At 75.9% G+C, this 17,797-nt stretch carries 5 protein-coding genes; 2 read left to right on the forward strand and 3 right to left on the reverse strand.

The window, feature by feature from the left end; translation table 11 throughout:
• Positions 1-58: 58 nt before the first annotated feature.
• The 3 genes from FB457_RS07610 to FB457_RS07620 all read right to left on the reverse strand — a co-directional run bounded on the left by FB457_RS07610 (position 59) and on the right by FB457_RS07620 (position 16,424).
• A complete protein-coding gene (locus FB457_RS07610; RefSeq protein ID WP_145781263.1) occupies positions 59-10,279 on the reverse strand; it encodes a type I polyketide synthase in 10,221 nt (3,406 codons plus the stop codon).
• A gap of 40 nt (positions 10,280-10,319) precedes the next feature.
• The gene (locus tag FB457_RS07615) at positions 10,320-15,305 is read right to left on the reverse strand and encodes a type I polyketide synthase (protein ID WP_145781266.1); all 4,986 of its coding nucleotides are present in this window, start codon (positions 15,303-15,305) and stop codon (positions 10,320-10,322) included.
• 216 nt (positions 15,306-15,521) lie between these two features.
• A complete protein-coding gene (locus tag FB457_RS07620; RefSeq protein ID WP_253911106.1) occupies positions 15,522-16,424 on the reverse strand; it encodes an SAM-dependent methyltransferase in 903 nt (300 codons plus the stop codon).
• 210 nt (positions 16,425-16,634) lie between these two features.
• Here FB457_RS07620 and FB457_RS07625 point away from each other — a divergent pair, with 210 nt between their 5' ends.
• Together FB457_RS07625 and FB457_RS07630 are read left to right on the forward strand one after the other, a co-directional pair.
• Positions 16,635-17,060 (forward strand): nuclear transport factor 2 family protein, encoded by a 426-nt coding sequence (locus FB457_RS07625; RefSeq protein ID WP_047014287.1) that lies wholly within the window; start codon positions 16,635-16,637, stop codon positions 17,058-17,060.
• A 120-nt stretch (positions 17,061-17,180) separates the two neighbouring features.
• Positions 17,181-17,797 (forward strand): beta-ketoacyl synthase N-terminal-like domain-containing protein (locus FB457_RS07630; RefSeq protein WP_186461941.1); only part of this gene is annotated, 617 nt, incomplete at its 3' end.

Below are 17,797 nucleotides of genomic sequence, written 5' to 3' on the forward strand. Positions count from 1 at the left end.
CTCCTTGTCGAGGCGCGGAGAGGTACCGGGTGGTTCAGTGGCGTACGGGCGGGGGGCGTCATGACTTGCCGAACTCCGTCTGGATGATGTCGAGGAGGTCGTCGACGGACGCGGACTCCAGGTCGCTGTCCGCTTCACCGCCGGCGGCGCCGCCGTCCGGGCCGCCGCCCGCCGCGTGGCCGTTCTCCGCCGCGTACGGCGCGGATCCGTCGAGCCGCTGGAGCATCGTCCGCAGCCGCTCCCCGGCCTGGCGCCGTACCTCCTCGTCCGCCAGCGCCGCGCCGCTCAGCGCACCGTCGAGCCGCGCCAGGTCGGCGAGGACCGACTGTCCGGCGGGGTCGGGGCCGCCGAGTTCGTCGCGCAGGCAGGCGGCGAGGGCGTCCGGCGTCGGGTAGTCGAAGACGACGGTCGTCGGCAGCCGCAGCCCCGTCCTGGAGTTGACGCGGTTGCGCAGCTCGACGGCGGTGAGCGAGTCGAAGCCCAGGTCGTTGAAGGGCTTCCCGGGCCGTACGCCCTCGGCCGACGCGTGCCCGAGCACGCCCGCGACCTCCGTACGCACCAGGTCCAGCAGCTCGCGCTGCTGCTCCTCGCGGGTACGGCCCGCCAGCAGCGACCGCAGCCGCGCGGCGGCGTCGGTGCCCGCGGGCTCCGGCTCGGCCTCCTCCCGCGCGTCCAGCACCGCGCGCGCCTCCGGGAGCTCGCCCAGCAGCGGGCTGGGCCGCCGGGACGTGAACGCGAGGGTGAACGCCGACCAGTCGATGTCGGCGATCGTCGTCGGCGCCTCGTCCGCCCGTACGGCCTCGGCCAGGGCCGCCACCGCGGCGCCCGGGTCGAGGCCGCGGATGCCGCGGCGCAGGAGCCGCCGGGAATTCTCCCCGTCGCCGGCCATGCCCTCACCGCTCCACGCGCCCCAGGCCACCGCGGTGGCCGGGAGGCCGCGGGCGCGGCGGTGCTCGGCGAGCGCGTCGAGGTAGGCGTTGCCCGCGGCGTACGCGCCCTGCGCTCCGCTGCCCCACACGCCGGCGGTCGACGAGAAGAGCACGAAGGCGCTGAGCCGGCTGCCGCCGTCCGCGTCCTGGGTCAGCTCGTGCAGGTGGCGGGCGGCGAGGGACTTGGGGCCGAGGACTTCGGCGAAGTGCTTGGCGTCCAGATCCGCGAGCCCGCGGTCCACGCTGACGCCGGCCGCGTGCAGCACGGCGGTGAGCGGGGTCTCCTCGGGTACGCCGGCCAGCAGCGCGGCGAGGGCCGCCCGGTCGGTGACGTCGCAGGCGGCGATCGTCACCTCGGCGCCGAGTCCGGTGAGTTCGGTGCGCAGCTCGTCGGCGCCGGGAGCGGCGGGGCCGCGGCGGCTGACGAGGAGCAGGTGCCCGGCGCCGTTCGCCGCCAGCCAGCGGGCGGCGTGGGCGCCGAGCCCGCCGGTGCCGCCGGTGACGAGGACGGTGCCGCGGGGCGGCCACTGGGCGTCCGCCTTGCGGGCGGGCGTCGTACGCCTCAGCCGCCGCGCCCGCGGCCCGTCGGCCCGTAGCGCGATCTGGTCTTCCGCGGGCGCGCCGGAACCGTCCGGCGCGCCGCCGAGCAGCGCGGCCAGCTCGGCGCGCCCCCGCGCGTCGAGGCCGGCGGGCGTGCCCGGAAGGTCGATCAACCCGCCCCAGCGCGCGGGCTCTTCGAGCGCCGCGGCCCGGCCGAAGCCCCACACCAGGGCGGCCTCCGGGTTACCGAGCGGGTCGCCGTCGCCCACCGACACGGCTTGGCTGGTGGCGGCCCACAGGGGGGCGGCCACACCTGCGTCGCCGAGCGCCTGGGTGAGCAGGACGGTCGCGGTCAGCTCCTCCGGTACGCCGTCGGCGGCCGGGTCCGCGGCCCCGGCGGTGCCAGCGCCGCCTGCGCTGTCGGCGCGTACGGCCAGCAGCGACAGGATCCCGCGCGGCTGCCCGGTCTCCTCGATCCGGCGGGCGAGCTGCTCGGCGAGCGGCGCGCGCTCCGTGCCCGCGGCGATCTCGACGGTGGCGACCTTCGCCCCGGCCTCCCCGAGCGCCGCGGCGCAGAACTCCGGCCACTCCCCGGCCCGTCCGTCGGCGGGCGCCGCGAGGAGCCAGGTGCCGTCCAGGACGGCACCCCCGCCCCGGGGCAGGCGCGCCCAGGACGTCCGGTAGTGCAGGCCGGAATCCGCGGGGGCCGCGGCGGCGGGCTCCACCGGGTCGATCCAGTAACGGCGGCGCTGGAAGGCGTACGTGGGCAGCTCGACCGTGCGCCCGCGCGGCAGCACGTCCGTCCACCGCGGGCCCGCACCGATCGCGTGCAGCTCGCCCATGGCGTGCAGGAGCGCGGTGGGCTCGTCGGAGGGGGGCGCCGGCGCATCGCCGTCCCCGGCCTTGCGGGCCGGGCGCAGCGACGGGATCGCCGCGGCATCGCCGTCGTCCGGCAGGACCGCCCGGGCGAGCGCGGTCAGGGCGGCGCCGGGGCCGATCTCCAGGAACGTCGTGGCGCCCTCGCCGACGAGGTGGGTGAGGCCCTGGTGGAAGCGGACGGGGCGGCGGATGTGCTCGGCCCAGTACGCGGCGTCGGTCAGCTCGTCGGCCGTGGCCGCCGCTCCGGTGAGGTTCGACACCACCGGGAGGTCGGGCGCACGGTACGTGAGCCCGCTCGCGATGCTCGTGAACTCGGGCAGCACGGGGTCCATCTGCGCGGAGTGGAAGGCGTGGCTCACCTTCAGTCCGCGGGTGCGGATCCCGGCCGCCCCCAACTCCTCGCCGAGCGCGGCCAGCGCGTCGGAAGGACCGGCGAGCACCGTCGCGGCGGGGGAGTTGTACGCGGCGATCTCCGCCCGCCCGTGCCGCTCCAGGTGCTCGGCAAGCGCCTCGGGACCGGCCTGCACGGCGAGCATGCCGCCGGTGCCGTGGGGGAGTTCGTTCATCAGCCGCGCGCGGACCGTGACGAGCCGGGCCGCGTCGGTGAGGGACAGCACGCCCGCGACGTGCGCGGCGGTCACCTCGCCGATGGAGTGGCCGATGAGATGGTCCGGCTGCACGCCCCACGCCCGGAGCTGCCGGGTGAGCGCCGTGTGCAGGGCGAACAGGCCGGTCTGGGTGTAGAGGGTCTGGTTGAGCAGCGAGGACCCGTCGTCGGTCGCGTCCGCGAACATCACGTCGCGTACGGGGAGGTCGAGGTGGACGTCGAGCGCCGCGCAGACCTCGTCCAGCGCCTCGGCGAACACCGGAAGCGCCTCGTACAGCTCGCGTCCCATGCCGGGACGCTGGCCGCCCTGCCCCGAGTACATGAACACCAGCCCGCCGGGCCGCTGCTCACCCCGGGTCCGGATCACGCCGGGCGCGCTCCGGTCCTGCGCCACCTCGCGCAGACCGTCGAGGAGTTCCGCACGGTCGCGGCCGAGGACGGTGGCGCGGTACGGCAGGGCGGCGCGCCGCGATGCCAGCGACCACGCCAGGTCGGGCGCGCTCAGCTCCGGCCGCGCCTGGATGCGCTCGGCGAGCCGGGCGGCCTGGGCGCTCAGGCCCTCCGGGGTCGCGCCGGAGACCAGCCAGGGCAGCGCCGCGCCGGCCGGCTGCGGCGGCTCGGCCGGCGCCTCCTGCGCGACGGCCGGCGCCTCCTCCAGGATGACGTGGGCGTTGGTGCCGCTGATGCCGAACGCGGACACGCCCGCCCGCCGCGGCCGGTCGGCCCCGGCGCGCGGCCACTCCCGCTCCTCGGTGAGCAGCGAGACGACGCCCGCGTCCCACTCGACGTGCTGTGACGGCTCGTCGACGTGCAGCGTGCGCGGCAGCACGCCGTGCCGCATGGCCTGGATCATCTTGATGACCCCGGCGACTCCGGCCGCGGCCTGCGTGTGCCCCAGGTTGGACTTCACCGAGCCGAGCCACAGCGGCCGTTCGGCCGAGTGCTCGCGTCCGTACGTGGCGAGCAGAGCCTGCGCCTCGATCGGGTCGCCGAGCGTCGTGCCGGTGCCGTGCGCCTCGACGGCGTCCACCTCGGCGCCGGTGAGCCGGGCGTTGGCCAGAGCCTGCCGGATGACGCGCTGCTGGGCGGGGCCGTTGGGGGCGGTGAGGCCGTTGGAGGCGCCGTCCTGGTTGATCGCGGAGCCGCGGAGGACCGCGAGCACCTGGTGCCCGTTGCGCTCGGCGTCCGACAGTCGCTCCAGCAGCAGCACGCCGGCGCCCTCGCCCCAGCCCGTACCGTCGGCGGAGTCCGCGAAGGACTTGCAACGGCCGTCGGGGGCGAGGCCGCGCTGGCGGGAGAACTCCACGAAGACCGCGGGCGTCGACATCACGGTCGCACCGCCGGCCAGCGCCAGCGTGCACTCGCCGTTGCGCAGGGACTGCGCCGCGAGGTGGAGCGCGACCAGCGACGACGAGCAGGCCGTGTCGACGGTCAGCGCGGGCCCCTCGAAGCCGAAGGTGAACGCGATCCGCCCCGAAGCCACGCTCGGCGCGCTGCCGTTGCCGACGTACCCCTCGTACTCCGCCGGGGTGCGCAGCAGCAGCCGGCCGCCGTAGTCGCTGTACATGATCCCCGCGAACACGCCGGTCGCGGAGCCGCGCAGCTCGTCGGCGGGGATGCCGGCGCCCTCGACGGCCTCCCAGCACAGCTCCAGCAGCAGCCGCTGCTGCGGGTCCATCGAGGCCGCCTCGCGTGGCGAGATCCCGAAGAACTCGGCGTCGAACCGGTCGGCGTCGTGCAGGAAGGAGCCTGCCCGCGTGTACGTGGTGCCCGGGCGCTCCCCGCTCGGGTCGTAGATCGCGTCGATGTCCCAGCCGCGGTTCTCGGGGAACGTGCTGGTGCCCTCGGCGCCCCGGCTGAGGAGGTCCCACAGGTCGGCGGGGGAGTCCACGCCGCCCGGGTAGCGGCAGGACATGGCGACGACGGCGATCGGGTCATCGACGTCGGCAGCGCGGGCGGCGGTCGCCGGTACGGCCGGGGCGGCGGCCCTCTCGGACTCCAGCAGTTCCGCGCGCAGATGGTCGGCGAGCGCCTGGGGCGTGGGGTGGTCGAAGACCGCGGTGGCGGGTAGCCGGCGGCCGGTGGCGGCGCTGAGCTGGTTGCGCATCTCGACCGCGGTGAGCGAGTCGAAACCGAGGTCGCGGAAGGTCTGCCCCGGGCTCACCGACTCGCCCTCGGGCAGGCCGAGCGCGAGCACCGCGGTGCGGCGGACGAGCGCGAGCAGCGTGCGGTCCTGCTCGGCGCGGCCCAGCGCGGCGAGCCCGGCGAGCGGGTCGGCGGCCGGGGCAGCGGTGCTCGCGGTGCCCTCCGCGGGAGCGGCCGGCGCGGGTGCCTGCGCGCGGAGTACGGCGGGCAGCGTCCCCGCGCGGGACCGCGTACGCAGCGCGCGGCGGTCGAGGACCACGGGGGCGGCCAGCGCGACGGGGCTGCGCAGCGCCGTGTCCAGCAGCGCGAGCGCTCGGCTCGCGGGCATGGCGCGTACGCCGGCGCGGGCGATGCGCGCCCGGGCCGCCCGGTCCAGGCCCCCGCCCATGCCGCCCTGCTCCCACAGGCCCCAGGCGAGGCTGACGGCGGGCAGCCCGCGGGCGCGGCGGTGCTGCGCGAGGGCGTCCAGGAAGCTGTTCGCGGCGGCGTAGTTGGCCTGGCCGGGGGTGCCGACCACCGACGCGAACGACGAGAACAGCACGAAGGCCACCCGCGGCAGGTCCGCGGTGAGCCGGTGCAGGTGCCAGGCGCCGTCCGTCTTCGGCCGCAGCACGGCGTCGAGCTGAGCGGGCGTCAGCTCGCCGACGGTCGCGTCGTCCAGCACACCCGCCGCGTGCACCACGGCGGTCAGCGGGTGTTCCGACGGGATCCCGGCCAGCGCCTCGCGGAGGGCATCCGCGTCGGCGACGTCGCAGGCGGCGAAGGCCACCTCGGCGCCCAGCCCGGTGAGTTCGGCGCGCAGCTCGCCGGCGCCGGGGGCGGCCTCGCCGCGGCGGCTGACGAGGAGCAGGCGGCGTACGCCGTGGGCCGTGACGAGGTGCGCGGCGACCTGCCCGCCGAGCGTGCCGCCGGCGCCCGTGACCAGAACGGTGCCCTCGGGGTCGAGGGCCGCGGGACCTTCCGGGGCGATCCGGGTGAGGCGTGGCGCGAGGAGGGCGCCGTCGCGGATCGCGAGCTGCGGTTCGCCGGCCACCAGCGCGGCCCGTACCGCCTCCGCGACGGGAAGCGCCGACCGCTCCGCCGGGTCGTCGTCGACGAGCACGATCCGGTCCGGGTACTCCGACTGCGCCGAGCGCAGCAGTCCCCACACCGGGGCGGACTCCAGCGCGGGTACGTCCCCGGCCGTGTCCGCGCCGACCGCGCCGCGGGTGACCACGGCGAGCCGGCTGTCGGCGAAGCGGTCGTCGGACAGCCACCGCTGCACGGCGGCCAGCACCCGGGCGACGGTCGTACGCGCCCTCTCCGCCGTCGCGTCGTCGGCGCCGTCCGCGGCGGGGCACTGTACGACGACCACGCCCGCCCGTTCGGGAACAGTCCCCGCGGCGAACGCGTCGAGGTCCGTCTCCCACAGCTCCGCGCCGTCCGCCGCCTCCGGCGCCGCGTCGAGCCGCCGCCATTCGACCCCGTACAACGGGTCGGCGGACACCGCGCCGAGGCTGTCCGCCGGGACCGGCCGCAGCGCCACCTCGTCCACCCGCAGAACCGGCGTGCCCGCGGCGTCGGCGAGGTCCAGGGCGACGGTCTCCGGGCCGGTGGGCGTCACCCGGGCGCGCAGCGCCGCGGCCCCGGGCCGCGCCAGCAGCCGCACGCCGGACCAGGTGAACGGCAGCCGCAGCTCGGTGCCCGACTCGTCCAGGAGCGCGACCGTGTGCAGCGCGGCGTCGAGCAGCGCGGGGTGGATGCCGTACTCGTCGAGGTCTGCGTGCTGCGCCTCGGGCAGCGCCAGGTCGGCGTACAGGTGCTCGCCGTCGCGCCACACCGTGCGCAGCGAACGGAAGGCCGGGCCGAAGCGCATCCCGCGCTCGTGCAGCCGGTCGTAGAGGTCGTCCACGACCGCGGCGGGCTCACCCGGCGGCGGCCAGGCCGTGCCGTCCCACACACCCGAAGCCGCCCCCGCGTCGGGCGCCACGACGCCCGTCGCGTGCAGCGTCCACGGGGAGTCCGCGGCGAGACCGGCGGCGTCCTCGGCGGTCTCGGCGGCGTCCGGCTCGGGCCGGGCGTACAGGGAGAGGGCCCTGCGGCCGTCGGCGTCCGGGGCGTCGACCGCCACCTGGAGCTGCAGCGCGCCCTCCGTCGGCAGCACCACGGGCTGACGCAACGTCAACTCCTCGACGCGCGCGCAGCCCACGTGCCGCGCCGCGCACAGCGCGATCTCCACCGCGCCCGTGCCCGGCAGCACCACGGTGGTGCCCAGCACGTGATCCGCCAGCCAGCCGGGCGTCCGCGCGCTGATCCGGCCGGTGCACACGGTTCCCGGCCGCTCGGCGTCCGCCGTCTCCAGCACCGCGCCGAGCAGCGGGTGCCGGGTGACCCGTACGCCCGGCTGGTCGGCGGCCGGACGCGCCGGCCGCAGCCAGTACGGGCGCCGCTGGAAGGCGTACGTCGGCAACTCGGCCGGCCGGCCCTCGCCGTGCAGCGGGCGCCAGTCCACCTCGGTGCCGTGCACGTGCAGCCGGGCGACCGCGGCGAACAGGGCGGGGACCTCGGGGTGGTCGCGGCGCAGCGCAGCGGTGACCACGGCCGGCTCGGCGCCCGGCTGCGCCGGGTCCGCCTCGTCGAGCACCGCCTGCGCGAGGGTGCTGAGGGTGGCGTCGGGGCCCAGTTCCAGGTACGTCGTGGTGCCCAGTCCCGCGAGGCCGGCGACGCCCTGGTGGAAGCGGACGGGCCTGCGGATGTGCTCGGCCCAGTAGGCGGGGTCGTGGTGCTGCCCGTCCGTCGCGGGCAGACCGGTGACGTTGGAGATGACCGGGATCTCCGCCTGGCCCGGGGCGTGCCGCGCGAAGAGGTCCGTCAGATGGCGCGCGAAGGCGTCGAGAACCGGCTCGGTGTGCGCGGTGTGGAAGGCGTGCGCCACCTTCAGCCGCCGGGCGCGGATCCCGGCGTCCGCCAGCTCCCGTGCCAGCGCGTCCAGCGCGTCGAGCGGCCCGGCCAGCGTGGTCGCGGCGGGGGAGTTGTACGCGGCGATCTCCACCCCCGCGTGCCGCTCCAGGTGCCCGGCCAGCGGCTCGGGCCCCGACCGTACGGCGAGCATGCCGGTGCTTTCGGGGAGCGAGTGCATCAGCTTCGCCCGGGTGGCGACCATGTCGGCGGCGACGTCGAGCGGCAAGACCCCGGCCACGTGTGCGGCCGACAACTCGCCCACGGAGTGGCCGATGAGGTGGTCGGGCCGCACGCCCCACGACCGGAGCAGCCGAGCCAGCGCGGTGTGCACGGCGAACAGCGCGGGCTGGGTGTAGAGCGTGTGCTCCAGCAGCTCCGCCCGCTCGGTGCCCGCGGCGGCGAACATCACCTCGCGTACGGGGGCGTCGAGATGCGCGTCGAGCGCCGTGCACACCTCGTCCAGCGCCTCGGCGAAGACCGGGAACGCCTCGTACAGCTCGCGCCCCATGCCGGGGCGCTGGCTGCCCTGCCCGGAGAACATCAGCGCCAGCCGCCCGCTCTGCTGCACGCCGGTGACCAGACCGGCGGCGGCGTCACCGCGGCCGAGGGCGTCGAGCCGGCCCAGCAACTCCGCGCGGTCGGTGCCGAGGAGCACCGCGCGGTGCCCGAGCGTGGCCCGGGAGGTCGCCAGCGCGTGGCCCACCGCGTCGACGGAGAGTTCCGGACGGGCGCGGAGGTGGCCGGCCAGCCGGGCGGCCTGGGCGCGCAGCCCGTCCGCGGTCGCGGCGGAGACCAGCCACGGTCCCGCGGGACCGCCGGCGGGCGCTGTCGGCGTCGGCTCCTGCTCGTCCGCCGGGGGCTGCTCCAGGATCACGTGCGCGTTGGTGCCGCTGATCCCGAACGCCGACACCGCGGCCCTGCGGGTACGTTCCCCGCCGCGCCACGGCAGCGCCTCGCCGAGCAGCGCGAGCGTCGCCGGGTCCCAGTCGACGTGCGGGCTGGGCGCGTCGGCGTGCAGCGTACGGGGCAACTCCCCGTGCTCCAGCGCCAGGACGAGCTTCATCAGCCCGGCCACGCCCGCGGCGGCCTGCGTGTGCCCGATGTTCGACTTCACCGAGCCGAGATAGAGCGGCGCCCCCGCGGCGGTCCGGCCGCGGCCGTAGACCTCCAGCAGCGCCTGCGCCTCGATCGGGTCGCCCAGCTCCGTGCCCGTGCCGTGCGCCTCGATCGCGTCGACGTCGGCCGCGCCGAGCCCCGCGTCGGCGAGGGCCGCGCGGATCACCTTCTCCTGGGCCTGCCGGCTCGGCGCCGTCAGCCCGTTGGAGGAGCCGTCGGAGTTGACGGCGCTGCCGCGGATCACGGCGAGTACGCGGTGGCCGTTGCGGCGGGCCGCGCTCAGCGGCTCCAGCAGCACCACGCCCCCGCCCTCGGACATGCCCATGCCGTCGGCGCCCGCGCCGAACGCCTTGCAGCGCCCGTCGGCGGCCAGCACCCGCTGCCGGCTCATCTCGGTGAAGGGACCGACCGTGGAGAACACCGTCGCCCCGCCGGCCAGCGCCATCGTGCACTCGCCGCGGCGCAGCGCCTGCACCGCGAGGTGCACCGCGGTCAGCGACGTGGAGCACGCGGTGTCCACGCTCACGGCCGGGCCTTCGAGACCCAGGGTGTACGCGAGCCGGCCGGAGAGCACGCTGAGCACCGTGCCGGTGAGCAGGTGCCCGCCCACCTGCGCCGCGGCGTCGCCGAGCAGCCCGCCGTACTCGGTGGGGTTGCTGCCCACGAACACGCCCGTACGGGAGCCGCGCAGCGTGTGCGCGTCGATCCCGGCCCGCTCCACGCTCTCCCACGCCAGCTCCAGCAGCAGCCGCTGCTGCGGGTCCATGGCCAGCGCCTCGCGCGGCGAGATGCCGAAGAACGCCGCGTCGAAGCCGGCGATGTCGTCCAGGAAGCCGCCCTCGCGCACGTACGAGGTGCCGGGCCCGCCGAGGTCCGGGTCGAAGTGGTCGTCCAGGTGCCAGTCCCGGTTCGCGGGCATGGCGGAGATGGCGTCCCGGCCGTCCCGCAGCAGCTCCCACAGCCCTTCGGGGCTCTGTACGCCGCCGGGGAGGCGGCAGGCCATGCCGACGACCGCCACCGGCTCCCGGCGCTGCTCCTCCACCTCGCGCAGCCTGCGCGTGGTGCGGCGCAGGTCGACGGTGAGCCGCTTGAGGTAGTCGCGCAGCTTGTCTTCCTCGGCCATGGCCGGAACTGCTCCTCTCCGTGTGCCGCTCCGGCGCTGGTCAGCCGGTGGTCGATGCCGTCGGTCCGGGCTCCGCCGGGCCGAACTCGTCGTCGATGATCTTCAGTAGGTCGTCGGTGCTGGCGTCGTCGAGGTCGGCGTCGTCGTCCTCGCCCGCCCCGCTCGCCGCCGTGCCGCCTCCGGCCAGCGCGGCGGCGAGCGCCTGCAACCGGTCGCGCACGGCGGCGCGTTCTGCACCCTCGACGGGCGCCGCGTCCAGGGCCGCGGCCAGCCGGTCCAGTTCCTCGTGTACGGAGCCGGGCGCCGCCTGCTCGCCGGCCGTGCCCAACTGGCCGGTGAGGAACCGGGCGAGCGCCTGCGGGCTGGGGTGGTCGAAGACCAGCGTCACCGGCAGCGACAGGCCCGTCGCCGCGCGGAGCCGGTTGCGCAGCGCCACCGCGGTCAGCGAGTCGAAGCCCAGCTCCTTGAACGTCCGCATCGGCGCGGGCCGGTCGGCCGGGCTGTGACCCAGCACCGCGGCCACCTTGGCGGTCACCACGTCCAGCACCTCGCGCCCGCGCGCCGCCTCCGGCAGCCCGGCCAGCTTCCGCAGCCGCTCCCCGGTGTCGCCGCCGTCCGCCGCGCCGGTCCCGCCCGCCTCCGCGGAGCGCCGCAACGCGCCCCGTACCGCGGGGATCTCGTCCAGCAGCGGCCGCGGCCGGGCCGAGGCGAAGACCGGGGCGAACGTCTCCCAGTCCACGTCGACCAGCGTCACCGGCCGCCCGCCGCCCGCGCCCGCCACCTCCCGGCCGAGGCCGGCGAGCGCCAGCTCCGGGTCGAGCAGCGGCAGGCCCTGCCGCTCCAACTGCGCCTCGTCCAGCCCTTCAGGCAGCACCTCGCTGCGCCATGCGCCGAAGGCGACGGACGTCACCTTCCGGCCCCGGCCGCGCAGTTGCTGCGCGTACGCGTCGAGGAAGGCGTTCGCCGCCGCGTACGCGCCGTGCTCGCCGCTGCCCCAGACGGCGGCGATGGAGGAGAAGAACACCAGCTCCGCGGGACCGTCCGGATCCATCGACTCGGCCAGGTGCACCGCGCCGAGCGCCTTGGCGGCCAGCACCTCCGCCACCCCGGCGGCGGTGGCGTCGGCAAGCGGCTCCAGCCGGGTGGAGGTCGCGGCGTGCACGACGGCGCGGACCGGCCCGCCCAGCTCCGAGGCCCGCCGCAGCAGGGCGCGTACGGAGTCGCGGTCGGTCAGGTCGCAGGACAGCGCCGTGACTCCTACGCCCCGCCCGGCGAGTTCGGCGGCCAGCGCCTCGTGGCCGGGCGCGTCGGGGCCGCGGCGGCTGGCCAGCACGATGTGCTCCGCTCCGCCGTCGGCCAGCCAGCGCGCCAGGTGCGGCGCCAGCGAGCCAGAGCCGCCGGTGACGACGACCGTGCCGCCCGGCTGCCAGACCGGGCTGTCCGCGGGCGCCGGCGCGGGCAGCAGCCGCCGTACGCGCGGGCCGCCGGGCCGTATCGCCACCTGGTCCTCGTCTCCCGCCCCGCCCGCGAGCACCGCGCAGAGGCGCAGCCAGTCCTCGTCGCCCGGCCGCTCCGGGAGGTCGACCAGGCCGCCCCACAACTGCGGCTGCTCCAGCGCCACCACCCGGCCGAGACCCCATGTCTCCGCCTGCTCCGGGTGCGCGAGCACGTCGTCGTCCAGGGCTTTCACCGCGGCGCACGTCAGCGACCAGACGGGCGCGGCGACGCCCAGCCCCGCCAGCGCCTGCACGAGCCCCAGCAGCCCTCCGACGCCCGACGGAAGTGCCGCGTGCCCGGGGTGCGGGCGCTCGTCCAGGGGCAGCAGCGACAGCACGCCGTCGACCGCCTCGCCGGCCAGCGCGGCCGACAACCGCCGTGCGATGCCGGCACGTTCGTCGTCGGCCCGCTCGTCCAGCTCGACCACGGTCACCCCGGCGCCGCGGGCGGAGAGCGCGGCACCCGCCGCGTCGGCCCAGTCGGCGAGCCGCCCGGCGGCCCCCGTCCGGGTCACCAGCAGCCAGTGCCCGTCCGGCCCCGGGGTCCGCCGCTCCGCGGCCGGGCGCCACCCGATCTCGTAGCGCTGACCGGCGAGCGCCGCGTCCGTACGGGTCCGGGAGCGCCAGCGGTGCAGCGCCGGCACCACCGCGCGCAGCGCGTCCTCGCCGACCTCCGGCAACTCCCGGCGCAGCGCCTCGGTGTCGGCCTGCTCGACCAGCGCCCAGAACGCCTCGTCGGACCCTCCCGCCCGGGTCTGCGCCGCCCGCGGAGCGCGGTCGTCGCGGTCGGCGAGCCAGTAGCGGCGGCGCTGGAACGGGTACGTGGGCAGCGGCACCGTACGGGCATCGGGGAAGAGCACCTGCCAGTCCGGCACCACACCGGCCGCGTACGCCTCCGCCAGCGCCTGCTTGAAGCGCGGCTCGCCGTCCTCGTCGCGGCGCAGCGTGCCCAGCGCCCGGCCGTCGGTCTCCGTCGCGTCGAGGACCTGCTCGATCGCGGGCACGAGCACCGGGTGCGGGCCCATCTCCAGGAACACGGTGTGCCCCGCGTCCATCAGCCGCTCCACGGTCTGCGCGAAGAGCACGGGGGAGCGCAGGTTGCGGTACCAGTACGCGGCGTCCAGCGACTCGGTCGGCATCGGCTCGCCGGTGACGGTGGAGTAGAACGGCACCTCCCCGGCCCGCGGGGTGATGGCCGCCAGCTCGCGCAGCATCTCCTCGCGCACCGGCTCGACGAGCGGCGAGTGCGAGGCGTAGGCGATGGGCACGGTTCGCGTCCGCACGCCCTGCTCCTCGCAGTCGCGCATGAACGCCCGCACGTCCGCGTCGACGCCCGCGACGACCGTCGCCGACGGGCCGTTGACGGCCGCGACACCGACGTCGCCGCCGGTCTCCGCGAGCCGCTTCTCCACCTCCGCCACGGGCAGCGACACCGAGGCCATCGAGCCGTGCCCGGAGAGCGCGTGCACGACCCGGCTGCGTACGGCCACCAGACGGGCGCCGTCCTCCAGCGACAGCGCCCCCGCGGCCACGGCCGCCGCGAACTCGCCCTGCGAGTGGCCCACGACCGCCGCCGGCGTCACGCCGTGGTGGCGCCACAGCTCGGCGAGCGAGACCATCACCGCCCACATCAGCGGCTGTACGACGTCGTCCCGCTCCCACGCGGCGTCGTCCGCGGGTGCGGTCAGCTTCTCGCGCAGCGTGTAGCCCGTGTACGGGGCGAGGGCGGCGGCGCAGCGCTCCATCGACGCGGCGAACACCGGCTCGGAGTCCCACAGCCCCACGGCCATACCCGGCCACTGCGCGCCCTGCCCGGAGAAGACGAACACCGGGCGCGCCGCGCCGGACACCGCGCTGCCGCGCACCACGCGCGGGGAGCCGCGGTCCGCGGCCAGCGCCGCCAGGCCCTCGGCCAGCTCTGCGGTATCGCCGCCCAGTACCACGGCCCGCTCGTCGAACGCGGCCCGCGTGGTCGCCAGCGACCAGCCCACGTCCCCTGCGGCGGGCGGCTCTTCGGTGCGTACCGCCTCGGCAAGCTCCGCGGCCCGCGCCCGCAGCGCCTCGCCCGTACGGGCCGACAGCGTCCACAGCGCCGTACGCGGCCCGCCCTCGCCGGAGCGCTCCGCGGGCTCCGCGGGAGGCGGGCCCTCTTCCAGGATGACGTGCGCGTTGGTGCCGCTGATGCCGAACGCGGAGACCGCCGCCCGCCGCGGCCGGTCCGACTCGGGCCAGTCGACCTCTTCGGCCAGCAGCGCGACGCCGCCCCCGGCCCACTCGACGTGCCGGGACGGGGTCTCGGAGTGCAGCGTGCGCGGCAGCCGGCCGTGCCGCATGGCCTGCACCATCTTGATGATCCCGGCCACGCCCGCGGCGGTCTGGGTGTGCCCGATGTTGGACTTCACCGAGCCGAGCCACAGCGGCTGTTCCGCGCTGTGCTCCCGGCCGTACGTCGCCAGCAGCGCCTGGGCCTCGATGGGGTCGCCCAGCGACGTGCCCGTGCCGTGTGCCTCCACCGCGTCGACCTGCCGCGCGGTGAGCCGGGCGTCGGCGAGGGCCTGGGCGATGACCCGCTGCTGCGCCGGCCCGTTGGGCGCGGTGAGGCCGTTGGAGGCGCCGTCCTGGTTGACCGCGCTGCCGCGGATCACCGCGAGTACCGGGTGCCCGGCCGCCCGTGCGTCGGAGAGCCGTTCCAGCACGAGCATGCCCGCGCCCTCGCTCCAGCCGGTGCCGTCGGCGTCGTCCGAGAACGACTTGCACCGCCCGTCGGACGCCAGCCCGCGCTGCCGCGAGAACTCCACGAACATCCCCGGCGTCGACATCACCGTCGCGCCGCCCGCCAGCGCCATCGTGCACTCCCGCGCGCGCAGCGCGCGCGTGGCCAGGTGCACCGCCACCAGCGAGGACGAGCAGGCCGTGTCGACCGTCAGCGCCGGGCCCTCGAGACCGAGCGTGTACGCGATCCGCCCGGAGGCGACGCTCGGCGTCGTCCCCGTCAGCATATAGCCCTCCGCGCCGGCGGTCGCCTCGTGCAGCCGCGGCCCGTAGTCCGCCGCCGAGGTGCCCGCGAACACGCCGGTGGCGGAGCCGCGCAGCCCGTCGGCCGCGATCTCCGCCCGCTCCAGCGCCTCCCAGGCCAGCTCCAGCAGCAGCCGCTGCTGCGGGTCCATCGCCGCAGCCTCCCGCGGCGACACCCCGAACAGCCCGGCGTCGAACTCCGGCAGGTCGTAGAGGAAGCCGCCGCGGCGCGCGTAGCTCGTGCCCGCCTTGTCCGGGTCCGCGTCGAAGACCGCCTCCAGGTCCCAGCCCCGGTCGGCGGGGAACTCGCCGATGGCGTCACCGCCCGCCGACACCAGCTCCCACAGCGCGTCCGGCGACACCGCGCCGCCGGGGTAGCGGCACGCCATCCCGACGACCGCGATCGGCTCGTGGTCGCGCTCCTCCAGCGACTGGAGCCGCTGCCGGGTCTGGCGCAGATCGGCGGTGACCGCCTTCAGGTAGTCGCGGAGCTTTTCCTCGTTGCTGCTGGCCATCGAACGCCTTCGTGGAGACGGCGCCGGCGGCGCCTGCGGGCAGGGACCGCGCGGCGGGTACGTACCGGCGGAGCTACAGGGACGGGGGACGACGAACGCCCGCGGGTGCCGACCGGGCTGCGCCCTCCCGGGGCAGGGGGCCGCGGGAGGGCGTGACGGGCGGCTGCGGACCGATGGCGTGGCCGCTCGGCCGCCGCGCTCTTGGCCGGTCGCCGGCTACGGCTTCTGCGGCTTGCGGGCCGCGGACACCACGTAGTCCAGGGACTTCAGCTCGTCCTTCAGCAGGTCCTGGTCGCGGTGGGCGACGGCCACCATCTTGTAGAAGAGCTTGCTGGACCGGCTCTTGAACGTCGGGTCCTGGAGCCGGCGCACGTGGTACTCGCGCCACGGCTCGTAGACTTCGTCGCGGATCGACCTGACCTCGACGCTCTCGAAGCCCGCGGACTCCAGGATCTCGCCGTACCGCTTCCGCGGGTACCAGTTGGCGTCGTCGATCATGACGCGGATCCACTTGATGGCGTGCGAGCGGATGTCGGCCTTCGGCTTGCCGCCCTCCATCGGGATGATGTCGGCGGTCACCAGCACGCCGCCCGGGCGCAGGACGCGGTGCGCCTCGGCGAAGAAGTCCGCGCGGGTGGCGAAGTGGAACGCCGACTCCAGGGCCACCACCTTGTCGACACTGTTGTCAGGCAGCGGGATCGCGGTCGCGGAGCCCTCGCGGAAGTCGATCCGGTCCGTCAGTCCGCGCTCCTTGGCGCGGTCGGTGGCGATCCGGATGTGCGTCTTGGTGATGTTGATGCCGATGATCTTGCTGGGGCCGTACTTGTCGATCCAATGGAAGTCCTGGTCTCCGTAGCCGAAGCCGACGTCGAGGATCGTGTCGTCGGGCTTGAACTCGGCCGTGTCGGCCACCTCGTCGGCGAGGGCCTGCGCCGCCTCGTCGAGCTTGGTGCACCCCGGCCAGTAGCCGAGGTTGTAGTAGTTGGTGTCCTCGACGACCAGCCGGTCCGGCGGGTACATCTCGTACAGCCGTGCCGTCTTCTTCTCGGGGTCGGAGATCATACGGACCAGGGCGAGGTTTCCCAGCATCCGCAAGTCTTCCCACAGTGACAGCTTCACAACGGCAATCCCTTTCTGCGATCGGTCGCCGACCGAGACGGCCGCGGAATCCACATCTGACGAAAGGCGAAACTAGGAGCGCCGTCTAAAGACCGCCTTGGTCCGAACTAGGCCGGGGCCAAGCGCTTTGGCGGGGCTTTGGCGACGGCGTCGAACATGCTCTCCCCGGCGCGGGCAGGCCCGCACCGCCGTCGTGAAGGAGCACCACCGATGCTGGACGAGGACGCGCGCAAGCAAGTCGCCCTGGAGTACTGCCGGCGGATCAACGAGGGCGACGTCGACGGCGTCCTCGGCCTCTTCGCCGACCCGCTCCACGTCGAGGACCCGGTCGGCGACAAGACCTTCATCGAACGCGCCGCGTACCGCGCCCACATCGCCCGACTGGTGTCGTACGGCGTGCACGAGCTCCCCGGCGCGCCGGTCGCGGGACTGGACCGCGAGCACGTCGCCCTGCCCATCACCGCCGAGTTGCGCCCGGAGGGAGTGCCGCGGGGCAAGTTCGTCCGCATCTCGCTGATCGCGGTCATGCGGATCGGTGCCAACGGTCTCATCCGCCACATGCGGGTCATCAGCGGCCGCACGGACATGGCGGTCCACGACGCCGCCGAGGCCGCGGATGCCGCACGGTTCGGTTGAGGCGCCGTCCTCGGCGGGGGCGGCCGGGGCTTCGGAGATTCTTAGGGACCCCTTTAGCCGCCGTGCCGAGACTCCCCGAAAGTGCGCCATCGCCTTTCGTCACAACGGGATCGAGAGCGGATGTCCAAGGAAGAGAAGCTCGTCGAGTACCTGAAGTGGGTCACCGCCGAGCTGCATGAGGCCCAGCAGCGGCTGTCCGTCCTGGAGACCGGGGACCGGGAGCCGGTGGCGATCGTTTCGATGGCCTGCCGGTACCCGGGTGGCGTGCGTTCGCCGGAGGACCTGTGGCGGCTGGTCGCCGACGGGACGGACGCGATCTCCGGATTCCCCCTGAATCGCGGCTGGGAGCTGGACGGGCTCTTCGACGCCGACCCCGACAGATCCGGTACGAGCTACGCCCGCGAGGGCGGCTTCCTCCACGACGCCGCCGCCTTCGACGCGGCGTTCTTCGAGATCAGCCCGCGGGAGGCGACCGCGACGGACCCGCAGCAGCGGCTGCTGCTGGAGACCGCGTGGGAGGCGTTCGAGCGCGCAGACCTCGACCCGCACAGCCTGCGGGGCAGCAGGACCGGCGTCTTCGCCGGCGTCATGTACAGCGACTACGTCGCCCGGCTCATGGACCGGCTGCCGCCGGGGTTCGACGGCTTCCTGGGCAATGGCGGTGCGGCGAGTGTGGCGTCGGGTCGGGTGGCGTACACCTTCGGTCTCGAAGGTCCGGCGGTCACGGTGGACACCGC

The organism is Streptomyces sp. CNZ287 (assembly GCF_007827615.1).